Source organism: Bacillus sp. JUb11 (assembly GCF_024807925.1).
Taxonomy (GTDB): Bacteria; Bacillota; Bacilli; order Bacillales; family Bacillaceae; genus Bacillus; species Bacillus altitudinis.
This window is the reverse complement of record NZ_JANUEZ010000001.1, coordinates 236,454-253,449: the sequence shown is the minus strand read 5'-3', so window position 1 is coordinate 253,449 and position 16,996 is coordinate 236,454. Positions and strand designations below refer to the sequence as shown.

Sequence of the window (16,996 nt, the reverse complement as noted above, 5' to 3'; positions counted from 1 at the left end):
ACTTGCTTTCTATACTGATCTAAACGTATGTCATTATAGCAAAAGACCATTTCAAGATCAATGAAACCCGAAATGTTTTTACATATCATCTTATTGTTGTGACGATGAAGTATGATGCATGAAAAAAAGACTGCCAAGCTGGCAGTCTTTCTTGTTTAAATATCTTGTTCTGTGTCGATTTTAGCCGGCTTTTTCAGCTCACGACCTTTCCATATCAGCCAAATTTGTGCCGCAATATAAAGGGATGAATACACCCCTGTTAATAGGCCGACAAGTAAGGCGATGGAGAAGTTTGTAATAGATGCTGAACCGAAAATGAGAAGTGCAATCACCACTACAAGTACGGTAAGCACGGTGTTCACAGAACGCGTAAAGGTTTGCTGTAAACTTAAATTCACAATGTACGATAAATCTTCGATCGTTTTCGGTTTGCGTTTCTTCATTTGCTCACGCACCCTGTCGAAGGTGACAATCGTGTCATTGATTGAGTACCCAATGACTGTGAGTATCGCTGCAATGAAGGTGACATCCACCTCTAAGCGCGTAATACTAAAGAAGGCAACGATAAAGAATGCATCGTAAAGCAGAGAGACAATCGCTGCAATCGCCATTTTATACTCAAATCGGACGGATACATATAAGATAATCCCGATCGAAGCAATGATGACAGCGTATAATGCGTTACGCGCAAGCTCTTTTCCGACTGTCGGAGACACTGTACTTACGTTAGGCTCCGTTCCGTATTTATCTTTGAAGTAATCTTTCACTTCAGCAATTTTTTCTTTATTCGGAACACCGACAAATCGAGCTGCTGCTTGATTTTCTTTTTGCCCCGATAACACAACACTGTCTGTCTCAAGGTCTAGCTTTTTAAAATCTTGCTCCACCTGTTCTGTTGACAGTTTATGGTCACTTTGAATATCAACTCTAGTACCACTTGCAAAGTCAATACCTGCATTGAGCTTGAAGATCGACAGCACAATGATTCCAGCAATGGTAATGGCTGCTGAGAAAATCATAAAGCCTTTACGTTTGCTGACGAAATCCCATTTATCAAATGGTGTTTTCGGTTCAGTATTTTCAGTTGTTTCATGAATATCAATGATGTCTTTCTGACGAACACCAAACCAGCCTTTTCTGCGATCGAGATAACGGCTTTCTACAAGTAAGCCAAGAAGGAATCTTGATAGGAAGACAGCCGTGATAAAGCTTGTCAAAATTGATAGGATAAGCATGGTTGCAAACCCTTTGACAGAGCTTGTTCCAAAGAAGAATAGAACCCCGCCGGCAATAATACTTGTTAAGTTTGCATCAAAGATCGTGGCAAACGATCTGCGGTTACCCGATCTGAAAGCAGAACGGACAGATTTACCAAGCTTGAGCTCTTCTTTAATCCGCTCATACGTAATAATATTGGCATCGACAGCCATCCCTACCCCAAGAATCAATGCAGCGATTCCAGGCAGTGTCATGACCGCACCCATCCAGTCAAAGACTTGCAGTGTGATATAGATATAAGCTGACAGTGTAATGACAGCAACAAGACCTGGTAATCGGTAATAAAACAGCATGAATAAGAAGATAAATGCTATTCCTACAATTCCTGCGAAGACTGTTTCGTTTAGTGCTTGCTCACCAAACTGTGCACTCACAGATGTTGAATATTTTTCGGTTAATTTTACTGGCAATGCGCCGGCATTTAAAATGCTCGCAAGGTCTTTTGCCTCTTGAACCGTAAAGTTTCCTTCGATTTGTACGTCACTGCTGTTAATTTCTTGGTTTACATTCGGCGCAGATACATACTTATGATTTGATTTAGAGACTTCTTTTTTGAAGGAATCTCCCTTATGATAATCAAGCCAAATGACAAGCTGATTGTTTGGTGCCATCGCCGCTACTTTTTTAGTCACGTCACCAAACTTTTTCGCATCCTTTAGTTTGACCGTCACAATCGGCTCATTCGTTTGATTGAATGTTTGTTTTGCACCATTTTCAACAAGATCAGATCCGTTTAGAAGCTCTTTGTCATTCGTATCTCTGAAGGAAAGCTGTGCTTCAGTCGATAGAATCTCCCGTGCTCTGTTTTGATCTTTTACACCCGCAAGCTGTACGCGAATACGGTTGTTTCCTTCAATCGAAATGTTCGGCTCACTGACCCCAAGCACGTTGGCTCTTCGGTTTAAAGCCTCTACTGTACTGACGAGAACACCATTTGTGATCTTGTCTTCTTTTTTCACTGGGTGTACATCATACAGAACCTCAAATCCACCCTGTAAGTCCAGCCCTAGCGTCATATCTTTCGCAACAGGCTTCGTTAATAAGCCCACACCAGTTCCGATTAACAGAACCACTAAGAAAAACGCAAGTATGCGCCCTTTTTTCATTATGTATTTCCTCCTTAAACACCTGAATCCATTTAGATGGCTTATTTCAACAGTTCGTCCAGCATATTCTTGCCATCTTCACTGTCCAAAAAAGCAGACGTTTTGAACGACTGAACGGTTGCATAGTTCATAAATTCGCCAATTTTCACAGATAAAATATCTGCAACCATTTCATGAATCGGATACTCTTGTTTTTTCTTCCACTTCTTATTCTCTAAGTATGACCATAATTCCTCTAAATCTACATCTTTATAGCCCAAAACGATGAATTCTTCAAGCTTACTGAACAGAAAAGGCTTTAGATGGTCTTTGTATATAGCAGCCGGATGTTGTGTCAATGTGAGGCTCCCCCTTTTCAGTTTTTTATCGAGAGACTTGTCATGCTTGGACGATATACACGCATATCTTATTGTATATGATTCTATGTCGTTTGAGAAGGCAGGTGATCTGTGATTTGACGAAGCAAACGTTTTTAAAAGGGACGATTATTTTAATTTTAGCAGGTTTTATTACAAGAATATTGGGTTTTGTCAATCGAATTGTGATTGCAAGGTTCATTGGTGAAGAAGGCGTAGGGCTTTATATGATGGCAGCGCCTACCTTTTTTCTCGCCGTGACGCTGACACAATTCGGACTTCCTGTTGCTATTAGTAAGCTAGTCGCAGAAGCAGAAGCCCGTGGTGACAAACAGAAAACAAAACGCATTCTAGTGATGTCCCTTGCGATAACAGGAACACTCAGCCTGATTTTCACGCCGCTCTTTTTATGGTTTGCCCCTATTATGGCGGAAAATATGCTGACAGATCCTAGAACGGTCTATCCTCTGCTTGCCATTACACCAGTCGTACCCGTTATTGCGATCTCTAGTGTGTTAAGGGGCTATTTCCAAGGAAGACAGCAAATGAGCCCGCTTGCGATGTCGCAAGTACTAGAACAGGTCGCAAGAATTTCACTCGTGGCAGTATGTACAACAGCGTTCCTGCCTTATGGAATTGAATATGCAGCAGCAGGCGCTATGGTTTCATCTGTCATCGGCGAAATGATTTCACTTGCTTACTTACTGATTGCCTTTCGTTATAAAAAGACCATCCGTATCCGAAAACGTTTTTTTAAGGCAATTCATGATGGAAAGGACACGTTTAAGCAGCTCATGAGTATTGCTCTGCCAACGACAGGCAGCCGTTTCATCGGCAATATCTCTTGGTTTTTAGAACCGATTGTAGTCGCACAAAGCCTTGCGATTGCCGGTTATGCAGCTGTGGAAGCAACAAGGCAGTATGGAGAATTGACGGGACTTGCACTCACCCTTTTGACACTTCCTAGTTTTATCACGTATTCTCTCTCCACCGCACTAGTTCCAGCGATTAGTGAGGGGATGGAACAGAACAAACGCAAAACGGTCGAATACCGGCTCAAGCAGGCGATGCGCCTTTGTTTATTAAGCGGGGGCATTTCATGTATTATCCTTTTCGCGTATGCAGAAAATTTAACCCTCTTCATGTATGGTTCATCTCATGCCGCTGTCTATGTAAAATTCATGGCGCCCTTCTTTTTGCTCTATTACTTTCAAGGGCCGCTGCAGGCTGTCCTGCAAGCATTAAATTTAGCGGGGGCAGCGATGACCAACAGTTTGATAGGAGCTGTTGTGAAAACAGGCATGATCTTTGTTCTTGCTTCACAGCCAAGCTTTGGCATTATGGGCGCAGCGCTTGCGATCCTCATTGGCATCGTTCTTGTCACGTTGCTCCATGCGGCAACTGTCGGTAAAGTGCTGCCTATTCATTTACCATTAAAAGAATATGGACTTTGCGTCCTCGTGATCATCGGCACTGGGGCGGTCAGCTTATGGATGAAACATCAAGCGAGCGGACTCTTTTCCGCACCTTTAGAGCTTGTCATGATGATCTTTTTGACGTGCGTGCTATATGTCATTCTATTAATCTGTCTTGGGCTAGTGAAACGAGAAGAGCTGCGCCGCATCCCGTTTATTGGGAAGGTGCTGTAGCTCACCTTTTCTTTATAATTTCATCTTTCAAATCAATATAAAAATCCTTCTGATTAAAGCTGCAGTAAGAGATTTGCTCGATATCATGATAGCCTCTTTTGGCAAGCTCCTTTATCAGCCACTGTTCATCATGGTTGATCTGCTTGAGATGATCATGCTGAACCACACCGTCTGCAATAAGCGGGAGCTCAAGCGCTGCATGTTTGCGCTTGTTTTCTTTTTCAACAACGGCGAGCTTTCCTGAAGGCTCTAAGATGGCATATGAGACATCCTGGATACTATCGATGTTATTTTCTCTTAATTGAATCAGCAAATCATCAAAATTGTATCGCTGTTTTCTCATCGCACCCTCGTCTATTTTTCCGTTGATGATGAGCAGGGCCGGCTTACCGTCGAGAAAACGACGGACACCTTGGAATTTTAGTGACAAATAGGCAAGGGTGATTTGAATGAAGGTTAACAGCAGGATCGGCCATACTGTATGTAACATGTGATCCTCTACTTCTTCTATGGCGAGCACCGCAATTTCAGCGATCATCATAAAAATAACAAGATCTAAAATACTCAGTTCCCCAATCTCCCTTTTGCCCATTAAACGAAAGATAAACCAAATGAGAAAATATAAAATGATTGTTCTCATGGAGATAATTAAGATGTCCTGCATATGATGTAAACCCTCCTTCTCCACCATAGCTTGTGTCAAAACACTTTATTTATGTAGAAAAGAAAGCCTCGGTTTTTATCACGAGAAACATGTCTATTTTTTCTTCTCCGTGAATACATTTTAGTAAAAGACAAGCTTCGGTCAATTGGAGAGGAGACGAATCACATGCAGGAAACGAAACAAATAGGAAAAGGCATTTTATCTGGCTTAATTGCTATTTTTGTCGTGATGATTGTCACAAGCTTACTTGTATCACTGATGCTTACCTTCACAAGTATGCAGGAATCATCGTTTAAATGGATGATCATGATCTTGTCCTTTGCGGCACTTTTTCTAGGAGGAATGATTTCTGGAGGGAAAGCAAAGGAACGGGGCTGGCTCATTGGCGCCATGACCTCTTTTATCTTTTCACTCACTGTTTTTTTATTTCAATATTTAGGGTTTGGAGAAACCTTTTCACCAGAACAATTCATCTATCATGCAGCCTTTTTGGGAATTTGTATGCTAGGGGGAATGATTGGCGTTAATCTTCGGGGCAAATAAAAAAAGAGCGAATGATATCGCTCTTTTTTTATCGCTATGTATTGGAGGATTAACCTTTGTCAGCTAATTCTCTAATAGCACGTCGGTCGAAAGTTAAACGGTTGTTTTCGCTTGTTTTAATGACCACTTTTGATTCATCAATGTAGTCGATTTCACCGTGTAAACCACCGATTGTGACGATTTTATCGCCTTTTGATAAAGATTGCTGCATCTGACGCACAGCTTTTTGTTGCTTTTGCTGTGGACGGATTAACAAGAAGTAAAGCACAGCAAACATGACAACAATCATAATGATTGAACCCATACCACCATCCATTCTATCTCACCCCTTTCTAAAGCATTGTAAAGCTTTTCGTTTATGCGTTAAAAGTTTTTCGCATTCGGTTTGTTAAAGCCATAACGCTCAAAAAACTCTTCTCTTAAATCACCTAAACGATCCTCACGGATAGCTTCTCTCACTTGCTCCATTAATTTTAACAGAAAATGAAGATTATGATAAGTTGTTAATCGAATTCCGAACGTCTCATTTGTACGGATCAAATGTCTAATATAAGCGCGTGTGTAATTTTTACATGTGTAGCAGTCACAGTTTTCATCGATTGGTCTGAAATCACGCTCATATTTAGCATTTTTCACAACAAGGCGTCCTTCACTTGTCATGAGCGTACCATTTCTTGCAATTCGCGTTGGCAGTACACAGTCAAACATATCGACACCGCGAATCGCACCGTCAATTAATGAATCTGGTGAGCCAACACCCATTAAGTATCTTGGCTTGTCATCCGGTAAAAATGGCGTTGTAAACTCCAACACACGGTTCATCACATCTTTTGGTTCACCAACAGATAAACCTCCGATGGCATAGCCTGGGAAATCAAGTGAAACAAGATCTTTTGCACTTTGTTTACGAAGCTCTTCGTACTCTCCGCCCTGTACAATGCCAAACAGTCCTTGATCCTCTGGACGCTGGTGCGCTGTTAAGCAGCGCTCTGCCCATCTGCTTGTCCGCTCTACAGAACGTTTCATATAATCGTACTCTGCTGGGTACGGAGGACATTCGTCAAATGCCATCATAATATCTGAGCCGAGCGCATTTTGAATCTCCATCGCTTTTTCAGGAGAAAGGAACAACTTATCTCCATTTAAGTGATTACGGAAGTGAACGCCTTCTTCTTCAATTTTTCTAAATTCACTTAAAGAAAACACTTGGAAACCGCCTGAATCAGTGAGAATCGCTCGATCCCAGTTCATAAATTTGTGCAGGCCGCCTGCTTCTTTGACAATGTCATGCCCCGGGCGCAGCCATAGATGATACGTATTGCTTAAAATGATGCCTGCTTCCATTGCTTTTAACTCTTCAGGCGCCATTGTTTTCACTGTAGCCAGTGTACCAACTGGCATAAATACAGGTGTTTCAAAGGAGCCGTGCGGTGTATGAACGCGCCCAAGACGTGCACCTGTTTGTTTGCATGATTTAATGAACTCATAACGTATCGGTAATTGCGACAAAAATGAGCCCTCCTGTCTTTGTTGTATGATGTTATTGAATCAGCATGGCATCGCCAAAACTGAAGAATCGGTATTCCTCTTTTACAGCCTCATTGTACGCTTTTAGGACGTGTTCTCGTCCAGCTAATGCACTGACAAGCATAATTAAAGACGATTTTGGCAAGTGGAAATTCGTGATCATGCCATCAATTGCCTTAAATGTATAGCCTGGATAAATAAAAATCGACGTCCAGCCGCTTGACGCTTTGAATTCACCATCATAAGCACTTGCAATGGTTTCAAGCGTTCTTGTCGAAGTTGTTCCGACTGAAATAATCCGCCCGCCTTCTTTGCGCACGCGATTAAGCTCTTCTGCCGTTTCTTCATTCATTTCGTAAAACTCTGCGTGCATTTCATGTTCTTCAATGCGTTCAGCACTGACCGGTCGAAATGTGCCAAGCCCTACATGGAGCGTAATAAACGCAATATGCACTCCTTTTGCTTTCAGTGCATCCAGCAGTTCATTTGTAAAGTGAAGGCCGGCAGTAGGCGCAGCAGCCGAACCAACCTCTTTGGAATAAACGGTTTGATAACGCTCACGATCATCAAGCTGCTCTTTAATGTACGGAGGCAGCGGCATTTCACCTAAGGATTCAAGTACTTCATAAAAAATGCCTGTATACTGAAACTCAACTTTTCTTCCGCCATGTTCCAGTTCTTCTGTACATACCGCTTTTAATCGTCCATCACCAAATGTAATGACTGTTCCGTTTTTCACACGTTTTGCTGGTTTCACGAGCGTTTCCCATTTGTCTCCTTCTTCTTGTTTCAAAAGAAGCAGCTCCACTTTAGCACCCGTATCCTCTTTCGTTCCAAACAGACGTGCAGGCAATACACGTGTATTGTTTAAAACGAGACAATCACCCTTTTGAAAGTAATCTGTGATTTGCGAGAATGTATCATGTGTGATGTCACCTGTTTGTTTATGTAAGACCATCAGTCTTGATGCATCTCGTTTTTCAAGCGGCACTTGTGCAATCAATCTTTCTGGTAAATCAAAATCAAATAGTTCTAACTTCATTTCCTTCACCTATTCTGTAGTTAACTAGTTAACGTTATTTCATCCGTCCGAAGACATTGAGTAAAATGGTTAGGACGATGCTAATGACAATGCATGTAATCACAGGAAAAAAGAACGTTACGTTCCCTTTTTTCACGAAAATATCGCCTGGAAGTTTCCCAACCAATTGAAACACTAAACCTGCGGCAAAAAGGACACCACCTAAAATCATCAACATTTTAGGGAATTCAGTCACGAATCGGAACCTCCATATGAAAATGTTCATACGCTTCTCTTGTGACGACCCGCCCTCTTGGTGTTCTTTGCAGAAAACCAATTTGCAGTAAATACGGTTCGTACACATCTTCAATCGTATGTGATTCTTCTCCAATTGTCGCTGAGATCGTATCAAGTCCAACAGGACCGCCTCTAAATTTTTCAATCATACTTAAAAGCAGCTTATGATCGATATGATCAAGTCCGAGTCTGTCAACTTGCAGACGCTCAAGAGCATCTTCTGCAATGTCTTGTGTGATCGCATGATTTCCAAGCACCTGCGCAAAATCTCTTACTCTTCTGAGCAAACGATTGGCGACCCTCGGTGTGCCTCTAGATCTTCTTGCAATCTCTTCAGCTGAACGAATGTCGATCCCAATCTCAAACAGCTCGGCTGTTCTTGCTACAATGTGAGCCAAATCTCTTTGCTCATAGTATTCCAATCTTGCATGAACCCCAAACCTATCACGAAGCGGCGCTGTTAAAAGCCCAACACGGGTTGTAGCACCTACAAGCGTAAATGGCGGTAAATCAAGCCGCACAGAGCGTGCTGTATCTCCTTTTCCAATCACGATATCTAGACAAAAGTCCTCCATCGCTGGATATAGCACTTCCTCTATTGAACGCTGCAAGCGATGAATTTCATCAATAAACAGAACATCGCCAGGTTCAAGAGATGTTAAGATCGCCGCCAAATCGCCAGGGCGTTCAATCGCCGGTCCAGACGTTGTACGCAGCTGAACATTCATTTCATTGGCAATAATCGACGCAAGCGTTGTTTTCCCAAGTCCCGGCGGTCCATATAAAAGGACGTGATCCAGTGTTTCCTGCCTCATTCGGGCAGCTTCAATAAATACGCTGAGATTATCCTTTACTTTCTGCTGGCCAATATATTGACTAAGCGTCTGTGGACGCAGACTTTGCTCAATGGCTGATTCATGGTTGTCTGCTTCAGTTGAGACGAGCCGTTCATCCATGAGACATCACCCTATTTCAACATTTTTTGTAAAGCTTTTTTCACATATTGATCGGTTGTAAGATTCTTCTCTTCTTTTAATAAAGGAAGAACCTTTTTGATTTCACGATCACCATACCCAAGGACACTTAAGGCTTCAACCGCTTCATCTAAAGCGCTTTGCTGTGTTTCAACCTGAATATGATCCTCGTGGTTAAATAAGTTTCCTATCATTTCAGGCACCACATCTGCGAGCTTCCCTTTCAGATCTAGAATGATCTGACGTGCTGTTTTTTTGCCAACACCCGGGAATTTAATGAGGAAAGCTTCATCCTCTCGTTCGATCGCTGAAATGACAGCGCCAGGGTCACCGGAAGCAAGAATCGCAAGCGCACCCTTCGGTCCAATCCCTGTGACATTTAACAGTTTTGTGAACAACGCTTTTTCTTCTCGTGTTTGGAATCCATATAACGAAAAAGCGTCTTCCTTTATGTAATGATACGTATAAATCGTTTCTTGTTTTGTTACTCGATAGATAAACGGATTTGGGGTATAGACTTGATATCCCACTCCGCCGTTTTCAATGACAACATATTGCGGGCACACATAATCAATGGTCCCTTTTACAAACTCTATCACCGTTTTCACCTCTTTGACTGTTCTCCATTGTAACATAAATCGAAGAGAAAACCGTAATAAAAGTTAACATACGTTCGCTCAGCCTTTTTTCATAGTCAACCCATGAAAAAGAGCTTGCGGTCTTCACACCAGCAAGCTGTCATACGATTAAAACGATTGTTCATTTCGGTAAGGTTTCATGACTTCAAGCACATGCTCAAATTCATCTTTTGTTCGAAACGGAATGCCTTGTGCAAGCTGCTGCTCTACATGACTTTCCAAGCGGGACGTATCAATTTGAAAAAAGAGATGAATAGGCTCCGCCCACCCGTCAGGCCTTCCATGAAACGTAGAAATCACGCCGTCTTCTGATAATCCGATATATCCATTTGCTTTACTCAAAGGCGATATATCGTCAATTTGTTTTCTAAAAAGGGCAAAATCCTCTCGCTGTTCTACCAATGTCCAGCCCTTATACTGGGCCCAAAATGTGTCTTTGTCTTCTAATGATGCCCGCTGTCTTTCAATACTTACATCGCCGTCTAGATAGACCTTTTCAAGCTGAACGTTGATGGTTTTTGACTCTTTTTGCAAGTGTTCTGCTGCTTCCATATCAACAGCGAAAAAGAGTACACTTGTCATGATAAGTCCTGTAACGAAATACTTTATTTTCACTTTCACTATTTACACCTCTTTAGAACATAAGATCGATGCATGACATATGTAGTTTGACCCATTTTGCTACACATTAACCAAATCGATGTCTTGACACATATTGAGAGTCTTTCGTTGTATCCTTCGTGCGTAAATGTTATGTTTTATACAATCCATTGCTCTACCGAATTACATGGTTTTTTCATCATTCGTTTTTCAGCCGCATAAACTGAAACCAAAGAAGGTGAAGTCAATGTCAGATGTCAAAAGATTAGCCGAATCGATTCAGTATCAAGAAGAAAAGCGTTTTAATAAGCTCGTCTTTAAACCGGCTGAGCTTGAGCTGTGCGGCAAAGGAAGAAGTGCCTATGTATTTTCATACAAAAAAGACGGCAAGAAAATGGCGTTAAAAGTCTTTTTTCCTTCTTATCGAAACATCGCCCGCAAAGAGGCTGCAATTTATGAAAAACTTTCCGGCTCCTCCTATTATCCTGAGATTTACGAGTCTGGGGATCAGTATATTTTAATGGAATATATTAAAGGTTATACTTTCTATGAATGCCTAACAAAAGGAATTCCGATCAAAAAACAAATGATTGAACAAGTAGATGATGCATTGGAAGAAGCACGCGCGAAAGGTTTAAATCCTTCTGATATTCATCTGCGAAATTTAATTTTAACAAAGGATGGCCGCGTCAGGGTCATTGACGTCGCCCGCTTCACGCAAACGAAAACATGTCATCAATGGGATGATTTAAAAGCTGCATACGCCTATTATCAAAAACCTTTTTTTCCTAAAAAAGCGCCGCGTCTGTGGCTTGAAGTGATTGCCTATTTGTATAAGAAAAACTGGCTGTCTCGAGGTCAGCTGAACAACCGAAATGATTTTACTGCATAATGAAAGCCGCTCGAAAAGAGCGGCTTTCTGTTTTATTCTGTTTCTACATGGATACTATTCACATTTAATAGGTTAATGATTTCATTATTCAGCTTAAACCAATGATTGGCTTCCTCAATTTTTTTATACACATCATAGGTAGCTGGACGTTTCAGCTCGAAATCGAGCACTTCCCCATTGTTCATATGAAATGTTACCTTAAATACTTTCATCATAAGATCACCTTCCACTCTGTCTTGTTCACTAACCAAATAGGTCAGCTCTTTTCATTCATTCTCTATTCAATCCGTTTCCCCTGCTTCTTTCCTTCTAAACACAAGAAGTTTAAATTTTGTTTAAATTCGCACAACATATCTATCTATATACTGTTCAAAAGATGTATATTGAATGAAAAGGAGGCTGCCTTTATGAAACAAAAGAAAAAACGAACATCTCCAGAGAGACAAACAGTCCTGTTTCATTTAACAGATGCCCTCATCCCAAGTATTGAAACGATGGCGATTGCAGTAAGAGCATTTTTCCACCTCGTGAGAAAAGCCATTTCAGCCGTTTTATAAAACCCCGCACTAGAGGAGTGCGAGGTTTTTTTTAGGATTGATAGATTTGACTTCCTTGACTGATAAACTCTTTTGCCTTCTTCTCCATCTCTCTTTTCACTTCTTCTGATTGGTTGCGGATGTCATGAGATATTTTCATACTGCAAAACTTTGGTCCACACATGGAACAGAAGTGAGCAGTTTTAGCACCTTCAGCAGGCAATGTTTCATCATGGAATGCCAGCGCTCGTTCTGGATCAAGTGACAGGTGAAATTGATCCCGCCATCTGAATTCAAATCTCGCTTTCGATAAGGCATCATCACGCTTTTGAGCAGCAGGATGTCCTTTTGCTACATCAGCTGCATGTGCAGCAATTTTATAAGCGATGACGCCTTCTCTTACATCTTCTTTGTTCGGCAGACCTAAATGCTCTTTTGGTGTCACATAGCACAGCATGGCGGTTCCGTACCAGCCAATCATCGCCGCACCGATCGCGGATGTAATATGATCATATCCCGGTGCAATATCTGTTGTTAGAGGACCTAACGTATAAAAAGGTGCCTCTTTGCATATCTCCATCTGCTTATCGACATTCTCTTTGATTTTATCCATTGGAACATGACCAGGTCCTTCAATCATGACCTGTACATCATGTTTCCAAGCGATCTCTGTCAATTCCCCTAACGTTTCGAGTTCTGCAAACTGCGCTTCGTCATTTGCGTCCGCAATGGATCCCGGTCTGAGCCCGTCCCCAAGCGAAAAGGCAATGTCATATGTTTTCATGATTTCACAAATTTCTTCAAAATGGGTATACAGAAAGTTCTCTTGATGATGAGCGAGACACCATCTTGCCATAATGGCTCCGCCTCTGGAAACAATTCCTGTGACCCGGTCGACTGTGAGCGGAATATACCTTAACAGGACGCCCGCATGAATGGTGAAGTAGTCAACCCCTTGCTCTGCCTGTTCAATTAATGTGTCTCGGTATACTTCCCACGTCAAATTTTCTGCGATTCCATTCACTTTTTCAAGTGCTTGATAAATCGGGACAGTTCCTACTGGGACTGGGCAATTGCGGATAATCCATTCTCTCGTTGTATGAATGTCCTTTCCTGTAGACAGGTCCATCATCGTATCTGCCCCCCATCTAATTGCCCATGTCATCTTCTCCACCTCTTCTTCAATGGACGATGTCACAGCTGAATTGCCAATATTCGCATTAATTTTCACGTGAAAATTCTTTCCGATGATCATCGGCTCACTTTCAGGATGGTTGATATTCGCTGGAATGACCGCTCTCCCACTAGCCACTTCCTCTCTAACAAACTCAGGACTTAGCTGTTCTCTCAAAGCGATAAACTCCATTTCAGGCGTAATGATGCCCTTTTTTGCATAATGCATTTGCGTCACACAAGCACCTTGTTTCCCGCGGAGCGGCACATGATGAAATTCTGTATGGGCAGCTTGAAAGGATTCTTTCCCGTTCAAGCGATATCCATTATCTTCTGGCTTTACTTGACGCCCTTCATAGCTTTCAGTATCTTCTCTTTCTTTAATCCATGCTGATCTCAGGCGCTTTAATCCCTTTGTGACATCAATATGAGCCTCCTCATCTGTATACGGTCCACTTGTATCATACACACGAATCGGTTCATTTGGGATATCACCTGCTTGTGTCACTGTATTTGTGAGCACAATTTCTCTTTTTGGCACCAAAATGTCAGGTCTTGAGCCTTGTTCATATACCTTTCGACTGCCTTCAAAGTTTGATAATAAAGATTGCGTTGATGGAACATTTGTCTTTTCATTCATTTGCTGTTCTCTCCTTCTTTTCGTGTCACCGGACAGGATGGAATCAGCACCAGCAAAAAACCAGATTCTATGTAAAGAACCTGGTTTCGTCGTCAGAAAAAAACATGTATGCCATTCATATGGCACATGTATCATCTTCAACTTCCCCACGCTGGTACGAGCCAGATCAGGTCCAAAGGGTTAAGAAGCTTGTCTTCTCTCTCAGCCCGCATTTCCGGGCACCCCTAGTCACTTATATTGATTTCCACAACAGTGTAGCATAGCTGAGAAATGAAAAAAAGAAGTTTCAGGAAAATAGTTCCTTTCCCCTACAATGAATACACGATCGTCACGATATACATCTTTCTATACACGATCTATCTCTCTCATTTCGATTAAATCAGAAATAATCATTGATCCTTTTCTCCTAATATGTATAATTAATCTAAACGGAGAATTTTTATACGAACATGATTCAAAGGAAGTTCTAGTCGATTGCAAACATTTCTTACATTTATCGTCGTTGGATTCTCAATTGCTCTACCTGTTGGAGCGATCACGGTTGAAATGACAAAGCAGGGATTAAAAAACGGATTCTTTCATGGATTAACTGTAGGTGCTGGTGGTATGACCATCGATATATTGCTCATCTTGGCTTTATATGCTGGATTTGCTCAATTTTTATCTTTGCCCTTTATCCAAATTCCGCTCTGGCTGATCGGTGCCATCTTTTTAATGATTCTTGCCTACGATTCGATTAAAAATGCGGATCAAGACATCCATTTAGCAGGAGAAAAAGTGAATAAATCATTCGCTAAAACATACCGAAATGGGCTGCTCGTCGCGGTATCACCTGGAAACCTTGTGTTCTGGGTATCTGTGTTTGGTGCTGTACTGGCAGATGCTTATACGAATACAAATTCATCTGAATTTATATTGGCTGCTGCGGGTATTTTGGCAGGGATTCTTCTTCATGACATCGGTCTTCTCACGATTGTTTCCCTAACAAGAAAAGTGATGAATCGAACAATGATCAAGTGGACATCCATTATTGCCGGTATTTTATTACTTGGGTTTGGCTGTTATTTCTTTTATGAATTTTATATCGGGATCAAAGTGTATTTTTAAAGAAAGGCTAAAGTTCGTCATGAACTTTAGCCTTTTTTATTCCCGCCTAGCGGGTCATGCCTGTCTGACCTGTTTCAAATTGCGTTTTTCTCATATCTCTGAAGCGTGTAAATACGCCTTCGTCTTTAATGACTTGGACAGCTCTTCCATCTGCATAACGAGTCGCTGCTTCTTCTACTTGTGATACACCCTCTGATGTCAAGCGCCCATCTGTTTTAAGAGCAATATACACATTTTCATCCGTCACCATGACTTGTGAGTCTGTCACATGGTTCATTTTGTTCACTCGGTTGGCGATTTTTCTTGAACGCTGGATGTTCTCTTGTTTATCGTAGCCAGAGAACGACATTTGGTTATGATAGTTCATATCTCCATGACTGTAGCGTCCATCTCCACCAGTAAGCGGCATTCTCACTTGATCCTGTGTAGGGCGTGAACGATCATCAACATTCGTTGTATTTCTTCCGTTCATTCCCTCCATAAGCTCAGAAACCGGTCCTTGATGATCTTGATTGTTGTCTGTTGCCTGTTGATTGGAGTGGTATCCAACTGGCTGGCCTGATTGATTATGACGTGTATCTACACCCGCATTGTTATTTGTACCACATGCCGTTAATCCAATAGGTAGAAGCACTAAGGCGATTGTTTTTTGCCATTTTTGTCTCAAACGAAAAACCCCCTGTACAAATTGAATCTCATGAGCGCAAAACAGGCTCTGTTTTAGCATGTACAGTTGAGGACAAAAACAAGCTGTCAGTTATAAACAAAAAAAGGAACGATTGAGATCGTCCCTTGTGTCATTAATCTTCTTCGTCTTCTTCTGGTCTTGCAAAGACAGATGGGTTTTGATAAGGCTGCTGCATATAAGGCTGAGCTGGATAAGCACCCATTTGACCATATGGAACAGGGTTTGGATAATGTCCAGGCCATGGCTGATGATGCTTCATACCATCATCGCATCCGCAGTCTTCCTTGCCATATGCTTCATTTGGAGCGTTTGGATAAAAGCCTTGATTGGCATTCGCATTCGCTCCTGCATTTGGATGCATATGGTGGTGCCAGTGATGCCCATCGTTTGCATGATGCTCATGATGTTCACCATAATAAGCCGGTGCTTGATACGCAGGATAATAAGGCTGAGCCGCCGGGTAAGGATACGGCATCATGTGATGGTGATAATACGGCTGTACCGGATAACAAAGGCCTGATCCCGGTAAAATAGGAGAAGCGGGTACCATTTGCTGCGGATATGGATACATTGCTGGCATGTAATGACCATAACCATAATAAGGATCATATGACTCTTGATGATGGTGGTGATGCTCTTTATTTTCAGCCATGCCCCCTACTGCTGCCCCTCCAACATTCGGCATTTGCGGGAAATTAGGAAGGTTTGGGTAATTACTATGTTCCATATCTTTTCCCTCCTCTTTTTGATGTGGGATATGAATGAATGGATCATATCCCTTTGCCACTTCATCTTTGAAATGATCCTTATTTTCATGATGAAAATGGTCCTTGTGATCTTTATGATCCTTTTTCTCATGAACATGATCTTTCTTTTCATGAACGTGATCTTTTTTCTCATGATGTTCTTTTTTGGGAGGAGGCGTGAATGGCTGGTAGAGATTCGTCTGATAATAGTTTACATCAACTTGTGGAAAAACTGGCTGTTCAATCTTTGGTACTGGTGGCACATAAGGTACCGGTTCATTCGGCTTTTCCTTCGGCTTCGTATCTTGAACTTGCACGACATCCTTTGGCTTTTCTTTTACATACGGGTGTTCTTTTGCTTTTGGCATTTCTTTTGCTTTGTGATGATCGGTTTTCACAGGAACACCACTAGATGGAATTTTGATTTTCATTCCTGGCATGATCAAATCTGGATTACTGAGCTGCGAATTTAATTTTTTCAATTCTTGAAAGTCGACTCCGTACTTCTTTGAAATTTTCCAAAGGGAGTCTCCTTTTTGCACAATATGAATTTTCAACGTT

Annotated in this window: 19 protein-coding genes and 1 riboswitch; of the genes, 5 read left to right on the top strand and 14 right to left on the bottom strand. The window is 41.7% G+C overall.

Annotated elements, in window-relative coordinates; all coding sequences use genetic code 11:
* Positions 1 to 155: 155 nt before the first annotated feature.
* Both secDF and M2369_RS01230 read right to left on the bottom strand, forming a co-directional pair.
* Positions 156 to 2,384: a protein translocase subunit SecDF gene (secDF, locus tag M2369_RS01235; protein ID WP_017358118.1), complete on the bottom strand. Its 2,229-nt coding sequence runs from the start codon at positions 2,382 to 2,384 to the stop codon at positions 156 to 158.
* A 41-nt stretch (positions 2,385 to 2,425) separates the two neighbouring features.
* Complete coding sequence (locus M2369_RS01230; protein WP_003216788.1) at positions 2,426 to 2,722, bottom strand: post-transcriptional regulator; 297 nt, start codon at positions 2,720 to 2,722, stop codon at positions 2,426 to 2,428.
* Positions 2,723 to 2,838: 116 nt separating this feature from the next.
* Between M2369_RS01230 and spoVB the strand changes: the two genes are divergently transcribed.
* Complete coding sequence (gene spoVB, locus M2369_RS01225) at positions 2,839 to 4,389, top strand: stage V sporulation protein B (RefSeq protein WP_259253298.1); 1,551 nt, start codon at positions 2,839 to 2,841, stop codon at positions 4,387 to 4,389.
* Between the two features lies 1 nt (position 4,390).
* Here spoVB and M2369_RS01220 read toward each other — a convergent pair whose 3' ends face one another.
* Entirely contained in the window at positions 4,391 to 5,053 is a 663-nt protein-coding gene (locus tag M2369_RS01220) for a DUF421 domain-containing protein (RefSeq protein ID WP_061419800.1), read from the bottom strand.
* Positions 5,054 to 5,218: 165 nt separating this feature from the next.
* On the opposite strand from M2369_RS01220, the gene M2369_RS01215 reads away from it, so the two are divergent.
* Positions 5,219 to 5,596: a TIGR04086 family membrane protein gene (locus M2369_RS01215; protein WP_007501492.1), complete on the top strand. Its 378-nt coding sequence runs from the start codon at positions 5,219 to 5,221 to the stop codon at positions 5,594 to 5,596.
* A 49-nt stretch (positions 5,597 to 5,645) separates the two neighbouring features.
* On the opposite strand, the gene yajC is transcribed toward M2369_RS01215, so the two are convergent.
* From yajC to M2369_RS01180, 7 genes are all read right to left on the bottom strand, one after another.
* Positions 5,646 to 5,912: a preprotein translocase subunit YajC gene (gene yajC, locus M2369_RS01210; protein WP_003216659.1), complete on the bottom strand. Its 267-nt coding sequence runs from the start codon at positions 5,910 to 5,912 to the stop codon at positions 5,646 to 5,648.
* A gap of 47 nt (positions 5,913 to 5,959) precedes the next feature.
* A complete protein-coding gene (gene tgt / locus M2369_RS01205) occupies positions 5,960 to 7,105 on the bottom strand; it encodes a tRNA guanosine(34) transglycosylase Tgt (RefSeq protein WP_249855677.1) in 1,146 nt (381 codons plus the stop codon).
* Between the two features lie 31 nt (positions 7,106 to 7,136).
* Positions 7,137 to 8,165 carry a tRNA preQ1(34) S-adenosylmethionine ribosyltransferase-isomerase QueA gene (queA, locus tag M2369_RS01200; protein ID WP_039167059.1) on the bottom strand — a complete coding sequence of 343 codons (1,029 nt, stop codon included), beginning with the start codon at positions 8,163 to 8,165 and terminating at the stop codon, positions 7,137 to 7,139.
* A 34-nt stretch (positions 8,166 to 8,199) separates the two neighbouring features.
* Positions 8,200 to 8,400 (bottom strand): DUF2905 domain-containing protein, encoded by a 201-nt coding sequence (locus tag M2369_RS01195; protein WP_008342752.1) that lies wholly within the window; start codon positions 8,398 to 8,400, stop codon positions 8,200 to 8,202.
* On the bottom strand, positions 8,393 to 9,397 hold the full coding sequence (gene ruvB, locus M2369_RS01190; RefSeq protein ID WP_007501501.1) for a Holliday junction branch migration DNA helicase RuvB: 1,005 nt from the start codon (positions 9,395 to 9,397) through the stop codon (positions 8,393 to 8,395). The genes M2369_RS01195 and ruvB overlap by 8 nt, the downstream gene beginning before the upstream one ends.
* A gap of 11 nt (positions 9,398 to 9,408) precedes the next feature.
* Positions 9,409 to 10,014, bottom strand: coding sequence for a Holliday junction branch migration protein RuvA (ruvA, locus tag M2369_RS01185; protein ID WP_047947106.1), 606 nt, complete (start codon positions 10,012 to 10,014; stop codon positions 9,409 to 9,411).
* Between the two features lie 147 nt (positions 10,015 to 10,161).
* Positions 10,162 to 10,674 (bottom strand): intercompartmental signaling factor BofC, encoded by a 513-nt coding sequence (locus M2369_RS01180; protein ID WP_008342756.1) that lies wholly within the window; start codon positions 10,672 to 10,674, stop codon positions 10,162 to 10,164.
* 226 nt (positions 10,675 to 10,900) lie between these two features.
* Between M2369_RS01180 and M2369_RS01175 the strand changes: the two genes are divergently transcribed.
* The gene (locus M2369_RS01175) at positions 10,901 to 11,545 is read left to right on the top strand and encodes a serine/threonine protein kinase (protein ID WP_017367714.1); all 645 of its coding nucleotides are present in this window, start codon (positions 10,901 to 10,903) and stop codon (positions 11,543 to 11,545) included.
* 32 nt (positions 11,546 to 11,577) lie between these two features.
* Here the strand turns inward: M2369_RS01175 and M2369_RS01170 are convergent, their stop codons facing one another.
* The gene (locus tag M2369_RS01170) at positions 11,578 to 11,760 is read right to left on the bottom strand and encodes a hypothetical protein (RefSeq protein WP_008342761.1); all 183 of its coding nucleotides are present in this window, start codon (positions 11,758 to 11,760) and stop codon (positions 11,578 to 11,580) included.
* A 192-nt stretch (positions 11,761 to 11,952) separates the two neighbouring features.
* Between M2369_RS01170 and M2369_RS01165 the strand changes: the two genes are divergently transcribed.
* A complete protein-coding gene (locus M2369_RS01165; protein ID WP_162835670.1) occupies positions 11,953 to 12,102 on the top strand; it encodes a hypothetical protein in 150 nt (49 codons plus the stop codon).
* A 31-nt stretch (positions 12,103 to 12,133) separates the two neighbouring features.
* Here M2369_RS01165 and thiC read toward each other — a convergent pair whose 3' ends face one another.
* Positions 12,134 to 13,894, bottom strand: coding sequence for a phosphomethylpyrimidine synthase ThiC (thiC, locus tag M2369_RS01160; protein WP_259253297.1), 1,761 nt, complete (start codon positions 13,892 to 13,894; stop codon positions 12,134 to 12,136).
* Positions 13,895 to 14,020: 126 nt separating this feature from the next.
* Positions 14,021 to 14,130, bottom strand: a riboswitch (TPP riboswitch).
* A 238-nt stretch (positions 14,131 to 14,368) separates the two neighbouring features.
* On the opposite strand from thiC, the gene M2369_RS01155 reads away from it, so the two are divergent.
* A complete protein-coding gene (locus tag M2369_RS01155) occupies positions 14,369 to 15,001 on the top strand; it encodes a LysE family transporter (RefSeq protein ID WP_008342767.1) in 633 nt (210 codons plus the stop codon).
* A 46-nt stretch (positions 15,002 to 15,047) separates the two neighbouring features.
* Here M2369_RS01155 and M2369_RS01150 read toward each other — a convergent pair whose 3' ends face one another.
* Positions 15,048 to 15,668, bottom strand: a complete 621-nt coding sequence (locus M2369_RS01150; protein ID WP_072367488.1) for a YhcN/YlaJ family sporulation lipoprotein — start codon at positions 15,666 to 15,668, stop codon at positions 15,048 to 15,050.
* Positions 15,669 to 15,801: 133 nt separating this feature from the next.
* Positions 15,802 to 16,992 carry a SafA/ExsA family spore coat assembly protein gene (gene safA / locus M2369_RS19335; RefSeq protein ID WP_035701736.1) on the bottom strand — a complete coding sequence of 397 codons (1,191 nt, stop codon included), beginning with the start codon at positions 16,990 to 16,992 and terminating at the stop codon, positions 15,802 to 15,804.
* Between the last annotated feature and the right edge of the window lie 4 nt (positions 16,993 to 16,996).